The organism is Bradyrhizobium sp. A5, assembly GCF_042076515.1.
Lineage (GTDB): Bacteria > Pseudomonadota > Alphaproteobacteria > Rhizobiales > Xanthobacteraceae > Bradyrhizobium > Bradyrhizobium cosmicum.
Genome location: NZ_CP148990.1, coordinates 4,949,427 through 4,965,858 on the forward strand (window position 1 = coordinate 4,949,427; position 16,432 = coordinate 4,965,858).

The window sequence follows — 16,432 nt, forward strand, 5'->3', positions numbered from 1 at the left end:
GGGCGCCGGCTGGCACCCAGGGTCCGCACGCGGAAGACGCACGCGGGGTGACCACAGGTGATGCCGGTCGCCCGGCCTTCCCTGCGCAATGGTTTTACGGCTTATGGCGCACTCTCCCCGGGGAGCGATGCACTCTTGCCCCCGTCGCCTTGCGGATAATCGATGCGCGCACCCGGTTGGGCCGCTTCACCACCGCAAGCCTTGACGCCAGCCTGCGGGCGTCAGGACCACACGCTTTTGCCGTCCGCGGACGTCCCTCCCCTGACACCCGGAAGCTCGCGCGTGCTCGCCCCCGAGGCCGAAAAGAAACGCTGTGACCGCGCCGTGTCATCCCGCGGATCGTGATGGCTCACGGGGGTCGCCCGCCCTGCCATCTCGTCACGCGCCGGCGCTGCCGCGTCCATCGCCTCCCGGCTCACGTATCGTGACGATCGCGAAACGCCCCTTTGGCGGGCCAGGATGTCTTGCGGTTTAACCGAAGATGCGAATTCGGTCAATCAGAATATTTGGGAGCATGGCCTTGACCTGCATGTGGCGTGTTTTGCCCGTCGGGCAACGCGAGGGATTGTGGCCATCAACGCGCGAATTTGAAGTGAGCGACTGCCGCCGAGGTGACCGTCAGCAATGCCGACGCAATCCAGATCGGCCCCAGAACGAAGATCGCTATCGCGCCCTGCCCGCAGGCACCGCATGACACCCAGAACAATGTCGGAAAAAGACATAGCAGGATGACGACAGCCAACCCTGTACCGAGCCAAACTCCTCGCGCCCCCCATCGCGCACCAGAAAACCACGGCACGGCCGGAAAACCGAAAGACAGAACAGCCAGAACGTTCATCAGATTGTCGAACATCATTGGCTGTTGGTCGTCGACACGCGGCAGACGGTTCACACTCCTGCCAAAACGGGGCGGGCCTCCCGGCTCCGGGTGCAAAAGTCGAATGCCATCATGCTTCGTCAGCGGCCTACGGATTGACGGGGTTCGCTCCGCTCATCCCATCCGACAAGTTCGACATATCCCACTGGTTGTTTCTTACGGTTAGGCGGCTTAGGTCTTACATATGATGGAATGGTTAGATTTGAGTGGAATTGGGCCGTACCTAGCGCGCTTTCGCCGATGGATCGACCGCGTCCCCAACCGCGACTTCTTCGAATCCAGCCCGTTGGCCAAGTTGGGTCGGCTGGCACTTATCCTGGTCACCGTATGTTTGACGGTCGCACCATTGATCTGGCTGTTTAAGCAATTTTCGCGTTAAGCCGGCACGATCACCTTGCCGATCGGCCAGAGCGCGATGCCGGCGAGCTTGAGATGGGCCCAGGCGAAGGGGATGCCGATGATGGTGACGGCGAGCACCAGGGCGGTCAGGAGGTGGCCGAGCGCCAGCCACCAGCCGGCCAGCACGAACCAGATGATGTTGCCGATCAACCCGAGCGGGCCGGTACCGATATCCTCGACGCCGGTGACCTCATAGCGATTGACCGCCCGCGAGCCGAACGGCAGCAGCGTGTAGACAGCGATGTTGAACGCAGCCCGCGCCCAGGGCAAGCCGACGATGGTGATCGCCATGATGACCGCGGCGATCAGCCAGCCGGCCGCCATCCAGGCGCCGCCGATGAGAATCCAGAGGAGGTTGAGCAGGATGGAAACGGGGGTCATGGTTTTATCCGCGGTCCAATGATCCCGCCTATATAGGTGCGAAAATCGCCGCTGCGAAGACCGCCACCGGCCGTTGTCTGGTGTGACTGTCTCAAATTGCCTCGGGCGATCTGCCAATTTCATCGCACTGACGCACGCGACGCACAGAATGGCACGGCGATTGAAACATTCGGAACATAACGGCGTTGCTGTCGCGGCCATTGGGGCCCGGGGAGTCAAATGTCTGATTTCGTCATCGAGGAAGGCCTGCCTTATCCGCTGGGTGCCCATTGGAGCGGCAAGGGCACGAATTTTGCGGTCTTTTCAGCCAATGCCACCAAGGTGGAGGTCTGCCTGTTCGACGGCGATCGCGAGACGCACCGCTTCGAGCTGCCGGAATATACCGACCAGGTCTTCCACGGCTACATCGCGGGCGTGGGGCCCGGCACCTTTTACGGCCTTCGCGTCCACGGCCCCTATCAGCCCGAGGCGGGCCATCGCTTCAATCCCAACAAGCTGCTGCTCGACCCCTATGCGCGCGCCCACGCCGGCACCCTCCAGTGGGATCCGGCCGTGTTCGGCTACAAGATGGAGACGGGCGACGATACCACCTTCGACGAGCGCGACAGCGCGCCGTTCATGCCGAAATGCGTCGTGGTCGATCCCGATTTCGACTGGCAGGCCGAGGCGGCGCGGCACGACGTGCATTGGGACGAGACCATCATCTACGAGACCCATGTCAAAGGGTTCAGCAAGAAGCATCCCGCCGTGCCGGAGAACCTCCGCGGCACCTATGCCGGCTTCGCGACGCCCGAGCTGATCGCGCATCTGACATCGCTCGGCGTGACCTCGGTCGAACTGCTGCCGATCCATTCATTCGTCAACGACGACTATCTCCTGAGGAAAGACCTCGTCAATTACTGGGGCTACAATTCCATCGGCTTCTTCGCGCCGGACCCCCGCTACGCCTCCGACGTTCCGAACTCCTTGCGCGAGTTCAAGGAGATGGTGTCCAAGCTGCACGGCGCCGGGCTCGAGGTGATCCTCGACGTCGTCTACAACCACACCGCCGAAGGAAACGAGCTCGGGCCGACGCTGTCGTTCAAGGGCATCGACAATGCGAGCTATTACCGGCTGCTGCCCGACAGGAAGCGCTACTACATCAACGACACCGGCACCGGAAACACGGTCAATCTGTCCCATCCGCGCGTGATCCAGATGGTGATGGATTCCTTGCGCTACTGGGCCGGACACATGCATATCGACGGCTTCCGGTTCGACCTCGGCACCATTCTCGCCCGCGAGGTCTACGGCTTCGACGAGCAGAGCGGATTTTTGAAGGCGATGGACCAGGATCCGCTGCTGGCGACCGTGAAGCTGATCGCCGAGCCCTGGGATTGCGGGCCCGGCGGCTACCAGGTCGGCGGCTTCCCGCCTGGCTGGGCGGAGTGGAACGACAAGTTTCGCGACGTCGTGCGCGACTATTGGCGCGGCGAGGCACCGCCGTCCGAACTCGCGGCGCGGCTGCTCGGCTCCGGCGACATCTTCAATCGCTGGGGCGGCCGCCGCTCATGGGCAAGCGTCAATTTCATCACGGCGCACGACGGTTTCACGCTGAACGACTGGGCGAGCTACAACGACAAGCACAACGACGCCAATGGCGAAAACAACAAGGACGGCAATTCGAACAATTTGTCCTGGAATTGCGGCGTCGAAGGCCCGACCGACGACAAGGAGATCATGGCGCTGCGCGAGCGGCAGAAGCGCAACATGCTTGCGACGCTGCTGCTCTCGCAGGGAACGCCGATGCTGCTCGGCGGCGACGAATTCGGCCGCACGCAGCAGGGCAACAACAACGCCTATTGCCAGGACAGCGACATCTCCTGGTTCGACTGGACCATGGGCGACGATGCGCAGGCGCTGCTCGCCTTCACCAAGCGCGTGATCCAGCTCCGGCGCGACTACCCGATCCTGCGCCGCAGCCGCTTCCTCACCGGCGCTCACGATACGCAGCTCGACATCCGCGATGTCGTCTGGGTCAACGCCAACGGCGGCGAGATGACGAGCGCCGATTGGGAGAACGGCTGGCAAAAGTGCTTCGGCGTCGTGCTCGACGGCCGCGCACGAAAGACCGCGATCCCGCGCCGCGGCGAGGACGACAGCGTGCTGATCATCCTCAACAGCTACGAGGGCGAGGTCGATTTCAAGCTGCCGCACACGACGGCGGGTCCGTGCTGGTCGCTGTTGCTCGACACCAATGTCGCCAACGGCGCATCCGGCGCACGGTTCGAGTTCGAAAGTACTTACAAGGTGCTGGGCCGCTCGTTCCTGCTGTTCGTTGGCGGAGAGCTGGCTTAGCCTCGCGGTATCAACGGCCCTCGAACTTCGGCTCGCGCTTCTCCATGAAGGCCTTCATGCCCTCGGCCATGTCCTGCGTCTTGAACAGCGGCAGCAGTTGGAGATAGACGTGGTGGACGTGGTCCGAGAAGTTTTCGTTCAGGCCCATCCGCATCATGCGCTTGGAGGCCTGCACGGCGAGCGGCGCGTTGGCGGCGATCTCGCGGGCGATCGCGGTGGCGCGGCTCATCAGCTCGGCGTCCGGCACCACCTCGTTGGCGAGGCCCCAGTCGAGGCATTCGCGCGCGCTCAGCGTCCGGCCGGTGAAGATCAGCTCGGAGGCCTTGGCCCAGCCGAGCATGCGCGGCAGCAGCCAGGTGCCACCGGATTCCGGCACGACGCCGCGCTTGACGAAGGCGGCGGCCAGCTTGGAGGATTCCGCCATGATGCGGATGTCGCAGCCGAGCGCGGTGTCCATGCCATAGCCGGCCGCGCCGCCGTTGACGGCGCAGATGGTCGGCTTGTCCATCGCCTGCAACACCGTCGGCGGCGTGTTGCGCAAATTGATCGTGGTCGGTGACGACGCGGCACTGAGGCCGTTGCCGTCGCGCTCCTTACGGAGGTCGAGACCGGCACAGAACGCCCGCCCCTTGCCGGTGAGAATGACGACGCGGACGTTCTTGTCCTCGTTGGCCTCGGTCAATAGCCGCGCCAGATCGTTCAGCATCGGCCCGGAGATCGTGTTCATGCGCTCCGGCGCATTGAGGGTGATGGTCGCGATGTGGTCGGCGACCTCATAGAGGACTTCGTTTGCGGCGTCGGTCATCACAAATGTTTCCCTGTCCGTTGTCTCGTAGGGTGGGCAAAGGCGCATTTGCGCCGTGCCCACCATCAATACCTGTGACTGTCATGGTGGGCACGCTTCCGCCTTCGCTCTTCGAGCTACGGCGGACAAGTCGCTTTGCTCACCCTACTGATCCTCGTCGAATTGTCAGATCTTCCGTCCCGCCTGCTCCCAATAGGGGTCGCGCAGGCGGCGCTTGAATATCTTGCCGGAGTCTTCGCGCGGCAAACCGTTGCGGATCTCGATGTGCTTTGGCACCTTGTAGTCGGCCAGCGAGGTCTTCAACCGCGCACGGACATCGGCGGCATCGAGCGCGACGCCCGCCTGCGGCTCGACCACGGCCATCAGCGCCTCGCCGAACTCGGCATCGGGGATGCCGAACACGGCGCAATCATGCACGCCGGGAACGGCGTGCAGCACGGATTCGATCTCGGCCGGATAGATGTTGACGCCGCCCGAGATCACCATGTCGCGCTTGCGGTCGCAGATGAAGACATAGCCGTCTGCGTCGATGTAACCGACATCACCTGAGGTGATGAAACCGTCACGGTCGATCTCGGCGCGCTTCTCCGGTTTGTTGTGATAGGTGAAGTCCGCCATCTCGGCCATGCGGGAATAGATCTCGCCGATTTCGCCGACGCCCAGCACGCTTCCGTCCTCGCCGACGAAGCGCAACTCGGCGCCGGGTGAGATCCTGCCGACCGTGCCGGGCTTCCTCAACGCGTCCTCGGAGGTCGCGAAGGTGACGGCGCTGGATTCAGTCGAGCCGTAGAATTCGTAGATCACAGGCCCCCACCACTCGATCATGGCGCGCTTGACGTCCGCCGGACAGGGCGCGGCGGCGTGGATGATGTGGCGGAGCGAGGAGACGTCGTATTTCCTGCGCACCGCCTCCGGCAGTTTCATCAGGCGAATGAACATGGTCGGCACCATGAAGATGGTGTCGATCCTGTATCGCTCGATCAGTTCAAGAAACTCTTCGGGCTCGAAACGCGGCATCAGCACCAGGACGCCGCCAAGCTTGCCGGCGCGGATGCCGAACGAGTTCGGCGCGGAATGATAGAGCGGCCCCGGCAGGATCGCGCGGGCGCCGGGTTTCAGCCCGTAGATCATCGCGCGCATGCGCTCGCCAGCGGCCTGCTGCGCCGGCGTCGGTGCATTGCGCCGCACGCCCTTGGGATGGCCTGTCGTGCCCGAGGTGTAGATCATGTTCATGGGCTGTGGCACGACCGGGCCGTCATAGGGCTGGTACTGCACGAGCCAGGTTTCGAAATCGATCGCAAAATCTGGCGTTGTCAAATGATCGGGATCGACCTTGTAGTTCGACAGAATCTCCGGCGGCGTTGGGACGCTGAGCACGGTGACGCCCTTCGGAATCACCTCGCGCAAGGCGTGCAGCATGTCGGCATGTCCGATCAGCACGGAGGTGCCGGTGTCGCCGAGGATGTAGTTGATCTCCTCCGGCTTGAAGTGCCAGTTGATCGGCACGCCGTAGGCTCCGAGCCGCATCGCGGCGTAGGCCGCTTCCAGGAATGCGATGTCGTTGCGCATCAGCATGCAAACGCAATCGCCTTGCCCGACGCCGATTTTGGCGAGGCCGGAGGCGATACGGTCGGCGCGGGTGGCGACTTCCGCATGGGGACGGCGGCGCTCGCCGGAGACGATGCCGAGGAATGGGGACGTTTCGCTCATTTGTTTTTTCTTTGTTGTTGGGCTTGTCATTCCGGGGCGATGCGAAGCATCGAACCCGGAATCCATTTCACAGCGGATGATGAGGCTCGATGGATTCCGGGCCTGCGCCTAAGGCGCATCCCGGAATGACGAAAGGCTAATCCACATACTTCGCCGCGCGCTTCTCCAGATTGGAACGCACCGCTTCCGTCTGGTTCGCACTTCCAATCAGCTTCTGTTGCTCGACGGACTCGGCCAGCAATGCGGGACCGGGATCGACCGAGAGATTATTGAGCAGGCGCTTGGCGGCGCGGATTGCGTCGGGGCTCTTGCCGGCGATCTCGCGCGCGGCTTCGAGCGCGGCGGCGCGCGGGTCGTCGCAGATGCGCGTGGCGAGGCCATAACTCATCGCCTCCTGCGCGGAGAAGATGCGGCCGGTGTAGGTGAGATCGCGCAAAATGTCGTCGCGCACCAGCGACGCCAGGATCGGCGTGCCCGCCATGTCGGGGACGAGGCCCCATTTGATCTCCATCACCGACATCCGCGCATCGGGGCTGAGGAAGCGCATGTCGGCACCGAGCGAGAGCTGGAAGCCGCCGCCGAAGGCGACGCCGTGCACGGCCGCGATCACCGGAACCGGGAGCTGGCGCCAGCCCCACACCGCCTGTTGCGGAAAGTTCGCCTGGCCATGCGTGCGCTTGGTGAGGTCACGATTTTCGCCACCCGGAATTCCATTGCCGCCCTTCTCCTTCATGGCGGCAAAACGCCCCATGTCGAGACCGGCGCAGAAGGCGCGGCCGTCGCCGGAGAGAACGACGGCGCGCACGCCTTTTTCCTTCGAAAGCCGTTCGGTTGCGGCGACAAGGGCCTCGAACATCGCCTGATCGAGCGCGTTCATCTTGTCCGCGCGCACCAGACGCACGTCGGCGACGCCTTCCGAGATCGAGATCGAGACGCGCTCTTCCATGGATGAATTCTCCCCTGGTTCTTGCCTGTTCTTGTTCGGTGCCGCTTTACAGGAAGACGGCGGCCGGATTTAGTCAATCGACCAATTAACTGACAATCCGTACGGGAGAAACAGCGATGTTCAAGGAAAATCTTCTGGCCGGACGGCGCATTCTCGTGACCGGAGGCGGGACCGGGCTCGGCAAGTCGATGGCGGCGCGTTTCCTCCAGCTCGGCGCCGAGGTGCATATCTGCGGTCGGCGCAAGATCGTCTGCGACGAGACCGCGACCGAGCTGATGGATCAGTATGGCGGCCGCGTCACCAGCCACGGCGTCGACATCCGCAATGCGCTCGCGGTCGAGGAGATGGTCGAGACCATCTTTCGCGACGCGCCCCTCACCGACCTCATCAACAACGCCGCAGGCAATTTCATCTCGCGCAGCGAGGAGCTTTCGCCGAAGGGCTTCGACGCGGTCGCCAACATCGTCATGCACGGCACGTTCTACGTGACTCAGGCGATCGGCAAGCGCTGGATCGCGCTGAAGCAGCCCGGCAACGTCGTCTCGATCACCGTGACCTGGGTCCGCAACGGCTCGCCCTACGTGGTGCCGTCGGCGATGAGCAAGTCGGCGATCCACGCCATGACGATGTCGCTCGCGACCGAATGGGGCCGCTACGGCATCCGCCTCAACACCATCGCGCCGGGCGAGATCCCGACTGAGGGCATGAGCAAGCGCATCAAGCCGGGCGACGAGGCCGGCGCGCGCACCAAGGCGATGAACCCGATGGGCCGCGTCGGCACCATGGAGGAATTGCAGAACCTCGCGGTGTTCCTGATTTCCGGCGGCTGCGACTGGATCAATGGCGAGACCATCGCCATGGACGGCGCGCAGGCGCTCGCCATGGGCGGCAACTTCTACCAGCTCCGCGACTGGAGCGACGACGACTGGAAGACTGCGCGCGAAAGCATCATGGCGCAGAACGAGAAGGATCGGGCGAAGCGGGGGTGATGCGTCCGCCGCTATCGCCCCGGATCTGCGCGCGCTTGGGGCGCGCTTGTCCGGGACGACAACGGGGCCATCTTGTCTTCACCCGCGGATGACGCCACACTCCCGGGCACAAAAACAAACGCCACGGGAGAGACATGTCCACCACACAGCCATTGACTGATCTCGCCGACATGGTGCGCGAGCGCGCCAGAAGCCGCGGCAACGCCACGGCCTACGAGTTCGAAGGCCGCGTCACCAGCTTTGCCGAGTTCGATATCAAGACCAACAAGGTCGCGAACGCGCTCCTCGCGATGGGCGTGAAGAAGGGCGACCGCATCGCCTATCTCGGCAAGAACAGCGATCTCTATTTCGAATTGCTGATGGGCGCGATGAAGGCCGGCGTCGTGATGGCGCCGGTGAACTGGCGGCTCGCGGGGCCCGAGGTCGCCTTCATCGTGGGCGACTGCAAGGCGCCGGTGCTGTTCGTCGGGCCGGAATTCATCACGCAGGTCCGCCAGATCAAGGATCAGCTGCCGAGCGTGCGCACTGTCATCACCACCGAGGGCGGTGCGCCGGAATGGCAGGATTTTACGGCGTGGCGCGACGCGCAGAGCGGAGACGACCCGAAGGTGCCGATCGCTACCGGGGACATCGCGATCCAGCTCTACACTTCCGGCACCACCGGCAAGCCGAAGGGCGCGATGCTGAGCCACGCGAACTTCCTCAACCTCGTTCAGACCGGCAACGCCGCGGACAAGCCGGAGTGGAACCGGTGGTCGACCGAGGACGTGTCGCTGGTCGCGATGCCGATCTTCCATATCGGCGGCTCCGGCTGGGGCGTGATGGGGCTCTATCACGGCGCCCGCGGCGTCATCGCGCGCGAGTTCGATCCGACCAAGGTGCTCGATTTCTTCGAGCAGTCCGGCATCACGAAGCTGTTCATGGTGCCCGCGGCGATGCAGTTCGTGGTGCGGCAGCCGCGCGCCAGGACGGTCGATTTCTCGCGATTGAAATACATGCTGTACGGCGCCTCGCCGATACCGGCGGCGCTGCTGAAGGAATGCATCGAGGTCTTCAAATGCGGCTTCGTGCAGATGTACGGCATGACCGAGACGACCGGCACCATCGTCGCGCTGCCGCCGGAAGATCACGTCGAGGGGCTGGAGCGGATGCGCTCGGCCGGCAAGGCGCTGCCGGGCGTCGAGATCGCGATCCTCGATTTCGATGGAAAACCACTACCGCCGCGACAGGTCGGCGAGATCGCGACGCGCTCGGGCTCGAACATGGCGGGCTACTGGAATTTGCCCGAGGCGACCGCCTCGACGCTGCGCGGCGACGGTTGGCTGCGCACCGGCGATGCCGGCTACATGGACGAGGACGGCTATCTCTACATCCACGACCGCATCAAGGACATGATCATCTCCGGTGGCGAGAACATCTATCCCGCCGAAGTCGAGAGCGCGCTGTGCGATCATCCTGACGTCGCGGAAGCCGCCGTGATCGGCATCCCCGACGAGAAATGGGGCGAGGCGGTGAAGGCCGTGGTGGTGATGAAGCCTGGCAAGCAGGCGACCGCCACCGACATCATCAACTTCACCCGCGAGCGCATCGCCGGGTTCAAGACGCCGAAGAGCGTGGAGTTTCTGCCGGCGCTGCCAAGGAATCCGAGCGGCAAGATTTTGCGGCGGCAGTTGCGGGAGCCCTATTGGGCGGGGAAGGATAGAAGGGTGAATTGATCGCGTGGTCTCGTAGGGTGGGCAAAGGCGCACAGCGCCGTGCCCACCATCTCGCTACGATAACCGAAGAATGGTGGGCACGCTCCGCTTTGCCCACCCTAAAACAACGGCGCCTCGCAACGACAACTAATGCTTCCCCGGCCCCATATACCCGAACAGGAATCCCGCCACCTTCCGGATCTGGATCTCCTCGCTGCCTTCGGTGATGCGGTAGCGGCGGTGGTGGCGGTAGATGTGCTCGAACGGCTTGTGCCTTGAATAGCCCATGCCGCCGTGGACCTGCATGGCGCGGTCGGCGGATTCGCAGCAGAGGCGGTTTGCCCAATAGTTGCACATGGAGACGCGGTCGGAGAGCGTGCGCTCGATCTGCTCCTCGGTGAGCTTATCCATCTCCCATGCGGTCTTGCGGATCAGCAGGCGCAACATCTCGGCCTGGGTGGCAAGCTCCACCAGCGGGAACTGGATCGCCTGGTTCTCGGCCAGCGCCTTGCCGAACGGCTTTCGCTCGCGCGCGTATTTGACGCTTTCGTTGATACAGTAGACGGCGGCGCCCAGCGAGCTCGCGGCCTGGCGGATGCGGTTCTGGTGCACGAAGCATTGTGCCAGCGACAGGCCGCGGCCGACCTCGCCGAACAGCGCGTCTTCCGGCACGAACACGTCGGTAAAGCTGACGCGGGGATGGTCGGTCGGCATGTTGAAGGTCCACATGTACTCCTCGACCTTGACGCCGTCGCTCTTGGCCGGCACCAGGAAGCAGGTGATGCCGCGGGCATCGCCGTCATTGCCGCTGGTGCGCGCAAACAGCGCGCAATGCGTGGCGACGTGCATGCCGGTGGTCCACATCTTCTCGCCGTTGATGATCCAGCCCTTGACGTTGTCGCGAGTCGCCGGCACCGCGCGCGTCTCCATGTGCGTGGCGTCCGAGCCGTGATTGGGCTCGGTGAGGCCAAAGGTGATGCGGTACTTGCCCTTGATCGAGCCGTCGATCATCGCCTTCTGGTCGTCCCGGCCGTAGCGGTCGAGCATTGTGGCAACCGGAAAATTACCGACGATGGAATGCTCGTTCTGGAGGTCGTTGTGCAGGCCAAGACCCTTTGCGGCAAAATGCTCGCGGATCACCGCCATCCAGAGGTTGGAGCCGTCCTTGCCCCCATATTGCTTCGACACCGCAAAGCGCAAATGGCCCGCCGCATCGGCAAGATCCTTTGCCTTGCGCAGCAGCGCCTCCCATTCATGGCGCGGCAAGCCGCCATTCTCGAAATCGGTGCGCGCCCATTCCCGGCGATGATCGAAGAAGCGGATGTTGTCGTCGGCCGCTTCCAGCGGCTTGATCTCGCTCTCGATGAAACGATCGAGCTCTCCGAGATAGGCGACGAGATCGGCAGGCAGTGAGAAATCCACAGTTCTCTCCCGGATGATTTTATCGTTTTGCGTTAAGGCGCTAGGCGCATTTCTGCTTCGCGCGATTAAGGTGAGAAGAGCGCGGACAAGTCAAGCAAGCCGAGGCGTGTGACGCACGCAAGGCGCATTGCGCAATTCGATGGTGTCGAAGCGCCGGTGCGCGCTAGTATGACGCCAATATTCCTTCACGAGAAAATGCCGGAGCGCGCGATGGAGCTGAAGTTTTCGAAGGTGGAACGCAAGGGACCGATCACGATCGTCACGCTGTCGCGGCCCGAGGTCTACAACGCGCTACACACCGATGCGCATTTCGAGCTGCAGAAGGTATTCGACGATTTCTCCGCGGACCCTGCACAATGGGTCGCGATCGTCACCGGCGCCGGCGACAAGGCATTCTGCGCCGGCAACGATTTGAAGTGGCAGGCGGCGGGCGGCAAGCGCGGCTGGGACAAGGGCGGCTTTGCCGGCCTCACCGCGCGATTCGACTGCGACAAGCCGATCATCGCCGCGGTGAACGGCGTTGCCATGGGCGGCGGCTTCGAGATCGCGCTGGCCTGCGACCTGATCATCGCCTCGGAGAATGCGACCTTCGCCCTGCCCGAGCCGCGCGTCGGCCTTGCCGCCCTCGCCGGCGGCCTGCATCGCCTGCCGCGGCAGATCGGGTTGAAGCGCGCCATGGGCATGATCCTCACCGCGCGCCATGTTGGCGCAAAGGAAGGCTTCGAGCTCGGCTTCGTCAACGAGGTGGTGCCGCAGGGCGAGGCGCTTGCCGGCGCGCTGCGCTGGGCCGAGATGATCACCAAGAACTCGCCGATGTCGATCCGGGCCTCGATACAGACCATCCGGAAGGGGCTTGGTGTCTCGCTGGAGCAGGCGATCGAGGAACAGCGCGAATACCCGGCGGTGAAGGCGATGGTGGCCTCGCAGGATTACATCGAGGGGCCGAAGGCGTTTTCCGAGAAGCGGCCGCCGAAATGGGTGGGGAAGTGACCGCGCTTTGAGCGGTCATTGGGGCACGCCCACTTGGGCGCGAACCCGGAATCCATCGGGCGACAGTGACGGTGGAAAAATGGATTTCGGGCTCGTCGCTACGCGACGCCCCGGAATGACGGAGGATGAGGCGCCGTTTACCCGCCTCGTCCCAGCTCTCGCTTGTACGACGCATAGTTCGGCTGATCCACAGCCAGCTTGTCCATCGTGGTCGCCCACAAATGCTCGGCCAGCCCCGGCGTTGCCAGATCGACCTCGCTGTTCGCGATGCGCTCAGCAAGCGCGCGGTTGAGATCGGCGACCGAGCCGTCCATGCCGAGCAGCGCGCGCAACCGGTCCACTTCCGCAGCGTCGCTCGCCTCCTCCCGCGTCAACTGCCGCGTGACGAGGTCGAGGATGTTGATGGCGACCCGCAGCTTGAAGGCCTGGTGGCCGGAGATCAGCGGCGTGACGTCGTTGCGGAGGAAATCGGCGACCGCCTTGGTTAGCTCGATCGGGGTCGGTTCGTCCTGCATGCGTCAACTCCCGCGCGGCGACAGCAGCCGCAACAAATCGATCTCGGTCTCGGAGGCGCGGCGACCGATCATGCCGCGCTCCATGGAATGATCAGGGCCTTCGCGGAACCGCTGCATCATGCCGCCGCACATGATGCCCCAGCGCAGCGTGCCCATCACTTCCCAGAATTTGACCCGCGCCGGATCGCATTTGCGCCCCGCGGCCTCGTAGCCCGCGAAAAGGTCCTCGCGTGATCCAAAACCGCCAACGGGCTTGTCGATCTCGCCGAAGCGCCAGGAGTTGACGCAGACCCAGCCGAGATCCTCCATGGGATCGCCGAGATGGGCGAGTTCCCAGTCCAGCACGGCGCGGACGCCATCGGCGCCGATGATGAGATTGCCGTTGCGGAAATCGCCGTGCACCAGCGTCGTCTCGGCCGAGGGGCCGGGATCGTGGTCGCGCAGCCAGCGCAGCGCCAGCTCGAATACGGGCTTGGGCCAGTTCAGGCTGCGATAATCGCGCTCGAACTCGTCAATCTCCTGCGTCGCGCCACGACTGCGCAGCTCGGGCAATTTGCCCTGCGGCAGCTTGTGCAGGCCGGCCAGCACGCCGCCGATCTGTCGCGCGAGATGCGGCCGCGCCGCCGCGTACTCGTCATCGCGCAGAATCTTGCGCGCGATGGTCTCGCCCTCGACCCGCTGCATGATGAAGCCGGTGCCGAGCTCTTCGTCCGGAGTCAGCACGTGCATCACGCGCGGCGACGGCACGCCCGCCTCATAGGCGAGCTGCATCAACTGCGCTTCGGCGGCAAGACCCGCCGCGCGTGTCGGCGCTGCGCCATAGCCCTTCGGCGAGCGGCGCAGGATCGCACCGATCGGCCCATCGGGATGCACGATGTCGAAGCGCCAGGTCTCCTGACTGGCGCCACCCGACAGCTTTGCCCCGCCGGTGACGCCGGTCGCGCCCGGACACCAGCGCTGAACGCTGCGCGAAAGCTCGGCCTCGATCATTTGCCTTTGTTCATTTGCCGTTGAATTTGGCCGGGCGCTTCTCCAGGAAGGCACCGACGCCTTCACGGAAATCATCCGTATCGCCGGCGCGGAGCTGGCACTGGAACTCGAGATTGAGCTGATCCTCGAAGGAGTTTTCCGGGCTGTCCCAATAGAGCTTGCGGATCAGCGACAGCGCGACGGTCGGGCCGCTGGCGAGATCGCGCGCGAGCTTCATCGCCTCGTCCATCAGCACGCCGTCGTCATGGACGCGGTTGACGAGACCCCATTCCAACGCCTTCTCCGCCGGCAGGCGCTCGCCCATCAGCGACAATTCGACGGAGCGCGCCTTGCCGATCAGGCGCGGCAGCAGCCAGGTCGAGCCGCAATCCGGCACGAGGCCGATGCGGCGGAACGCTTGCAGAAAGTATGAGGACCGCGCGCACAGGATCATGTCGCCGAGCAGCGCGAAGCTCATGCCGGCGCCGGCGGCCGGACCGTTCACCGCGGTCACGATCGGGCAGTGCAGGTTGCGGATGCGGCGCAGGAACGGATGGAAGCCGGTCTCGAGCGTCATGCCGGCCTTGGTCTTCTTCGACTGATTGTTGCGGCCCTGGAGATTGGCGCCGGTGCAGAACGCCCGCCCAGCGCCGGTCAGCACGACGCAGCGCACCTCGTCCTTCTTCTCCTCGATCGTGTCGAGCGCGTCGGAAAGACCGCCCAGCATGTCCACGGAAACCGCGTTCATCACCTCCTGATGGTCGAGCTTGAGGATCGCGACCGAACCATCGAAATCGAGCGTGACGTGTTTGAACTGCATGGTTTCCTCGTCAGTTGCGGGCGGCGATGTTTCGCAGACCGGAATTGGTTTTGTCCGGCGCATATTTGATTTTTGTCGCGGCCTTGTCCATGGTGGTCCGAACATACCTTGTCGTCGTATCGCACAATCTTGCGCGCACAGGCTGGCGCGCAACCGTGCCAAAAACAGGAAACGCCCCATGAGCATCTTCGACCTCTCCGGCCGCGTGGCCGTGATCACCGGCGGCAATGGCGGTATCGGGCTCGGCATCGCGCAGGCGCTTGCCGGCCAGGGCTGCAACGTCTCGATCTGGGGCCGCAATGCTGACAAGAACAAGGCTGCTGCCGCGAGCATGGCGGGCTTCTCCGGCAAGGTCGATAGCCGCGTCTGCGACGTCACCGATCCGGCCTCGGTCAATGCGGCGATGAAGGCCACGCTCGATACGTTCGGCCGGGTCGACGGGTGCTTTGCCAATGCCGGCATCGGCGGCGGCGGCCGGCGCTCCTTCATCGAGCGCACCGAGGAGGAATGGCGCACGATGTTTGCGACCAATCTCGACGGCGTGTTCCACGCGTTCCAGGCCGCGGCAAAGCACATGACCGACCGCGCCAATGCCGGCGATCCCTTCGGCCGTCTTGTCGCCACATCGAGCCTCGCCTCGATCTTCGGCACCGCGCGCAACGAGCACTACGCGGCGACCAAGGCAGCCATCAACGCGCTGGTGCGCGCGCTCGGGGTCGAGCTGGCGCGTCACGGCGTCACCGCCAATGCGATCCTGCCCGGCTGGATCAAGAGCGACATGACCGCCGGCATCATGGCCAACGAGAAGTTCGTCGCCAACGTCATGCCTCGGATTCCAATGCGGCGCTTCGGCGAGGCCAGCGATTTCGGCGGCATCGCGGTGTACCTGATGAGCAAGGCGTCATCGTATCATACGGCGGATACGTTCGTGATCGATGGCGGCTACACCGCGTTCTGATCTCGTAGGGTGGGCAAAGCCGCACTCGTGGCGTGCCCACCCTCAGCAATTTCAACTGTCGTGGTGGGCACGCTGCGCTTTGCCCACCCTACGGCGTCTCGTTTCGGGAGCGCAGAGGGGGAAATCAAAATGTTTTCACACATCATGATCGGCACCAACGACCTCGACAAGGCCAAGGCGTTCTACGACAATCTGCTCAGCACCCTCGAGGTACGGCCGGCCAGGGTCGACGGCCATCGCATCTTCTACATCACCAAGACCGGCGTGTTCTCGGTGTCGAAGCCGATCAACGGCGAGCCCGCAACCTGCGCGAACGGCGGCACTATCGGCTTTGCCTGCGCTTCGCCCGAGCAGGTCGATGCCTGGCACGCGGCCGGCCTCGCGGCCGGCGGCGCGTCGATCGAAGATCCACCCGGCGTGCGCCAGGGTCCGGGCGGCAAGCTCTATCTCGCCTATTTGCGCGACCTCGACGGCAACAAGATCTGCGCGATGCACCGGATGCCGAATTAGCTACGGTTATATCCATCGCTGTCATTCCCCGCGAAGGCGGGGAATCCAGTACGCCGCGGCTTCTCAGTATCTCTCCGACGTCTCGGCGTACTGGATCGCCCGATTAAATC

15 protein-coding genes are annotated in these 16,432 nt (G+C 63.9%); 6 read left to right on the forward strand and 9 right to left on the reverse strand.

The features are described 5' to 3' along the window. Window positions 1–574: 574 nt before the first annotated feature. Together WHZ77_RS23645 and WHZ77_RS23650 are read right to left on the reverse strand one after the other, a co-directional pair. Window positions 575–856: a hypothetical protein gene (locus WHZ77_RS23645; protein WP_375310148.1), complete on the reverse strand. Its 282-nt coding sequence runs from the start codon at window positions 854–856 to the stop codon at window positions 575–577. A gap of 396 nt (window positions 857–1,252) precedes the next feature. Continuing rightward, entirely contained in the window at window positions 1,253–1,657 is a 405-nt protein-coding gene (locus tag WHZ77_RS23650; protein WP_375310149.1) for a YccF domain-containing protein, read from the reverse strand. A 219-nt stretch (window positions 1,658–1,876) separates the two neighbouring features. On the opposite strand from WHZ77_RS23650, the gene glgX reads away from it, so the two are divergent. Next, a complete protein-coding gene (gene glgX / locus WHZ77_RS23655) occupies window positions 1,877–3,994 on the forward strand; it encodes a glycogen debranching protein GlgX (RefSeq protein ID WP_375310150.1) in 2,118 nt (705 codons plus the stop codon). A 10-nt stretch (window positions 3,995–4,004) separates the two neighbouring features. Here the strand turns inward: glgX and WHZ77_RS23660 are convergent, their stop codons facing one another. The 3 genes from WHZ77_RS23660 to WHZ77_RS23670 form a co-directional block, all read right to left on the reverse strand. Beyond that, window positions 4,005–4,799 carry an enoyl-CoA hydratase/isomerase family protein gene (locus tag WHZ77_RS23660; protein ID WP_375310151.1) on the reverse strand — a complete coding sequence of 265 codons (795 nt, stop codon included), beginning with the start codon at window positions 4,797–4,799 and terminating at the stop codon, window positions 4,005–4,007. A gap of 165 nt (window positions 4,800–4,964) precedes the next feature. Next, on the reverse strand, window positions 4,965–6,509 hold the full coding sequence (locus tag WHZ77_RS23665) for an acyl-CoA synthetase (RefSeq protein ID WP_375310152.1): 1,545 nt from the start codon (window positions 6,507–6,509) through the stop codon (window positions 4,965–4,967). A gap of 136 nt (window positions 6,510–6,645) precedes the next feature. Then, window positions 6,646–7,455, reverse strand: a complete 810-nt coding sequence (locus WHZ77_RS23670; RefSeq protein ID WP_375310153.1) for a crotonase/enoyl-CoA hydratase family protein — start codon at window positions 7,453–7,455, stop codon at window positions 6,646–6,648. A 116-nt stretch (window positions 7,456–7,571) separates the two neighbouring features. Between WHZ77_RS23670 and WHZ77_RS23675 the strand changes: the two genes are divergently transcribed. Further along, the gene (locus tag WHZ77_RS23675) at window positions 7,572–8,444 is read left to right on the forward strand and encodes an SDR family oxidoreductase (RefSeq protein WP_375310154.1); all 873 of its coding nucleotides are present in this window, start codon (window positions 7,572–7,574) and stop codon (window positions 8,442–8,444) included. 134 nt (window positions 8,445–8,578) lie between these two features. Continuing rightward, entirely contained in the window at window positions 8,579–10,159 is a 1,581-nt protein-coding gene (locus WHZ77_RS23680; RefSeq protein WP_375310155.1) for a fatty acid--CoA ligase, read from the forward strand. Window positions 10,160–10,285: 126 nt separating this feature from the next. Here the strand turns inward: WHZ77_RS23680 and WHZ77_RS23685 are convergent, their stop codons facing one another. Beyond that, complete coding sequence (locus WHZ77_RS23685; protein ID WP_375310156.1) at window positions 10,286–11,560, reverse strand: acyl-CoA dehydrogenase family protein; 1,275 nt, start codon at window positions 11,558–11,560, stop codon at window positions 10,286–10,288. Window positions 11,561–11,770: 210 nt separating this feature from the next. Between WHZ77_RS23685 and WHZ77_RS23690 the strand changes: the two genes are divergently transcribed. After that, window positions 11,771–12,550: an enoyl-CoA hydratase-related protein gene (locus WHZ77_RS23690; protein WP_375310157.1), complete on the forward strand. Its 780-nt coding sequence runs from the start codon at window positions 11,771–11,773 to the stop codon at window positions 12,548–12,550. Between the two features lie 137 nt (window positions 12,551–12,687). On the opposite strand, the gene WHZ77_RS23695 is transcribed toward WHZ77_RS23690, so the two are convergent. From WHZ77_RS23695 to WHZ77_RS23705, 3 genes are read right to left on the reverse strand one after another with little or no spacing between them, the layout of a single operon-like run. Further along, window positions 12,688–13,065 carry a DUF6285 domain-containing protein gene (locus tag WHZ77_RS23695; RefSeq protein WP_375310158.1) on the reverse strand — a complete coding sequence of 126 codons (378 nt, stop codon included), beginning with the start codon at window positions 13,063–13,065 and terminating at the stop codon, window positions 12,688–12,690. Between the two features lie 3 nt (window positions 13,066–13,068). Then, complete coding sequence (locus tag WHZ77_RS23700) at window positions 13,069–14,055, reverse strand: phosphotransferase family protein (RefSeq protein ID WP_375310159.1); 987 nt, start codon at window positions 14,053–14,055, stop codon at window positions 13,069–13,071. Window positions 14,056–14,065: 10 nt separating this feature from the next. After that, a complete protein-coding gene (locus WHZ77_RS23705; protein WP_375310160.1) occupies window positions 14,066–14,854 on the reverse strand; it encodes an enoyl-CoA hydratase/isomerase in 789 nt (262 codons plus the stop codon). A gap of 178 nt (window positions 14,855–15,032) precedes the next feature. Here WHZ77_RS23705 and WHZ77_RS23710 point away from each other — a divergent pair, with 178 nt between their 5' ends. Beyond that, entirely contained in the window at window positions 15,033–15,812 is a 780-nt protein-coding gene (locus WHZ77_RS23710; RefSeq protein WP_375310161.1) for an SDR family NAD(P)-dependent oxidoreductase, read from the forward strand. Between the two features lie 129 nt (window positions 15,813–15,941). Continuing rightward, window positions 15,942–16,322, forward strand: a complete 381-nt coding sequence (locus WHZ77_RS23715) for a VOC family protein (RefSeq protein ID WP_015687542.1) — start codon at window positions 15,942–15,944, stop codon at window positions 16,320–16,322. Window positions 16,323–16,432 lie beyond the last annotated feature (110 nt).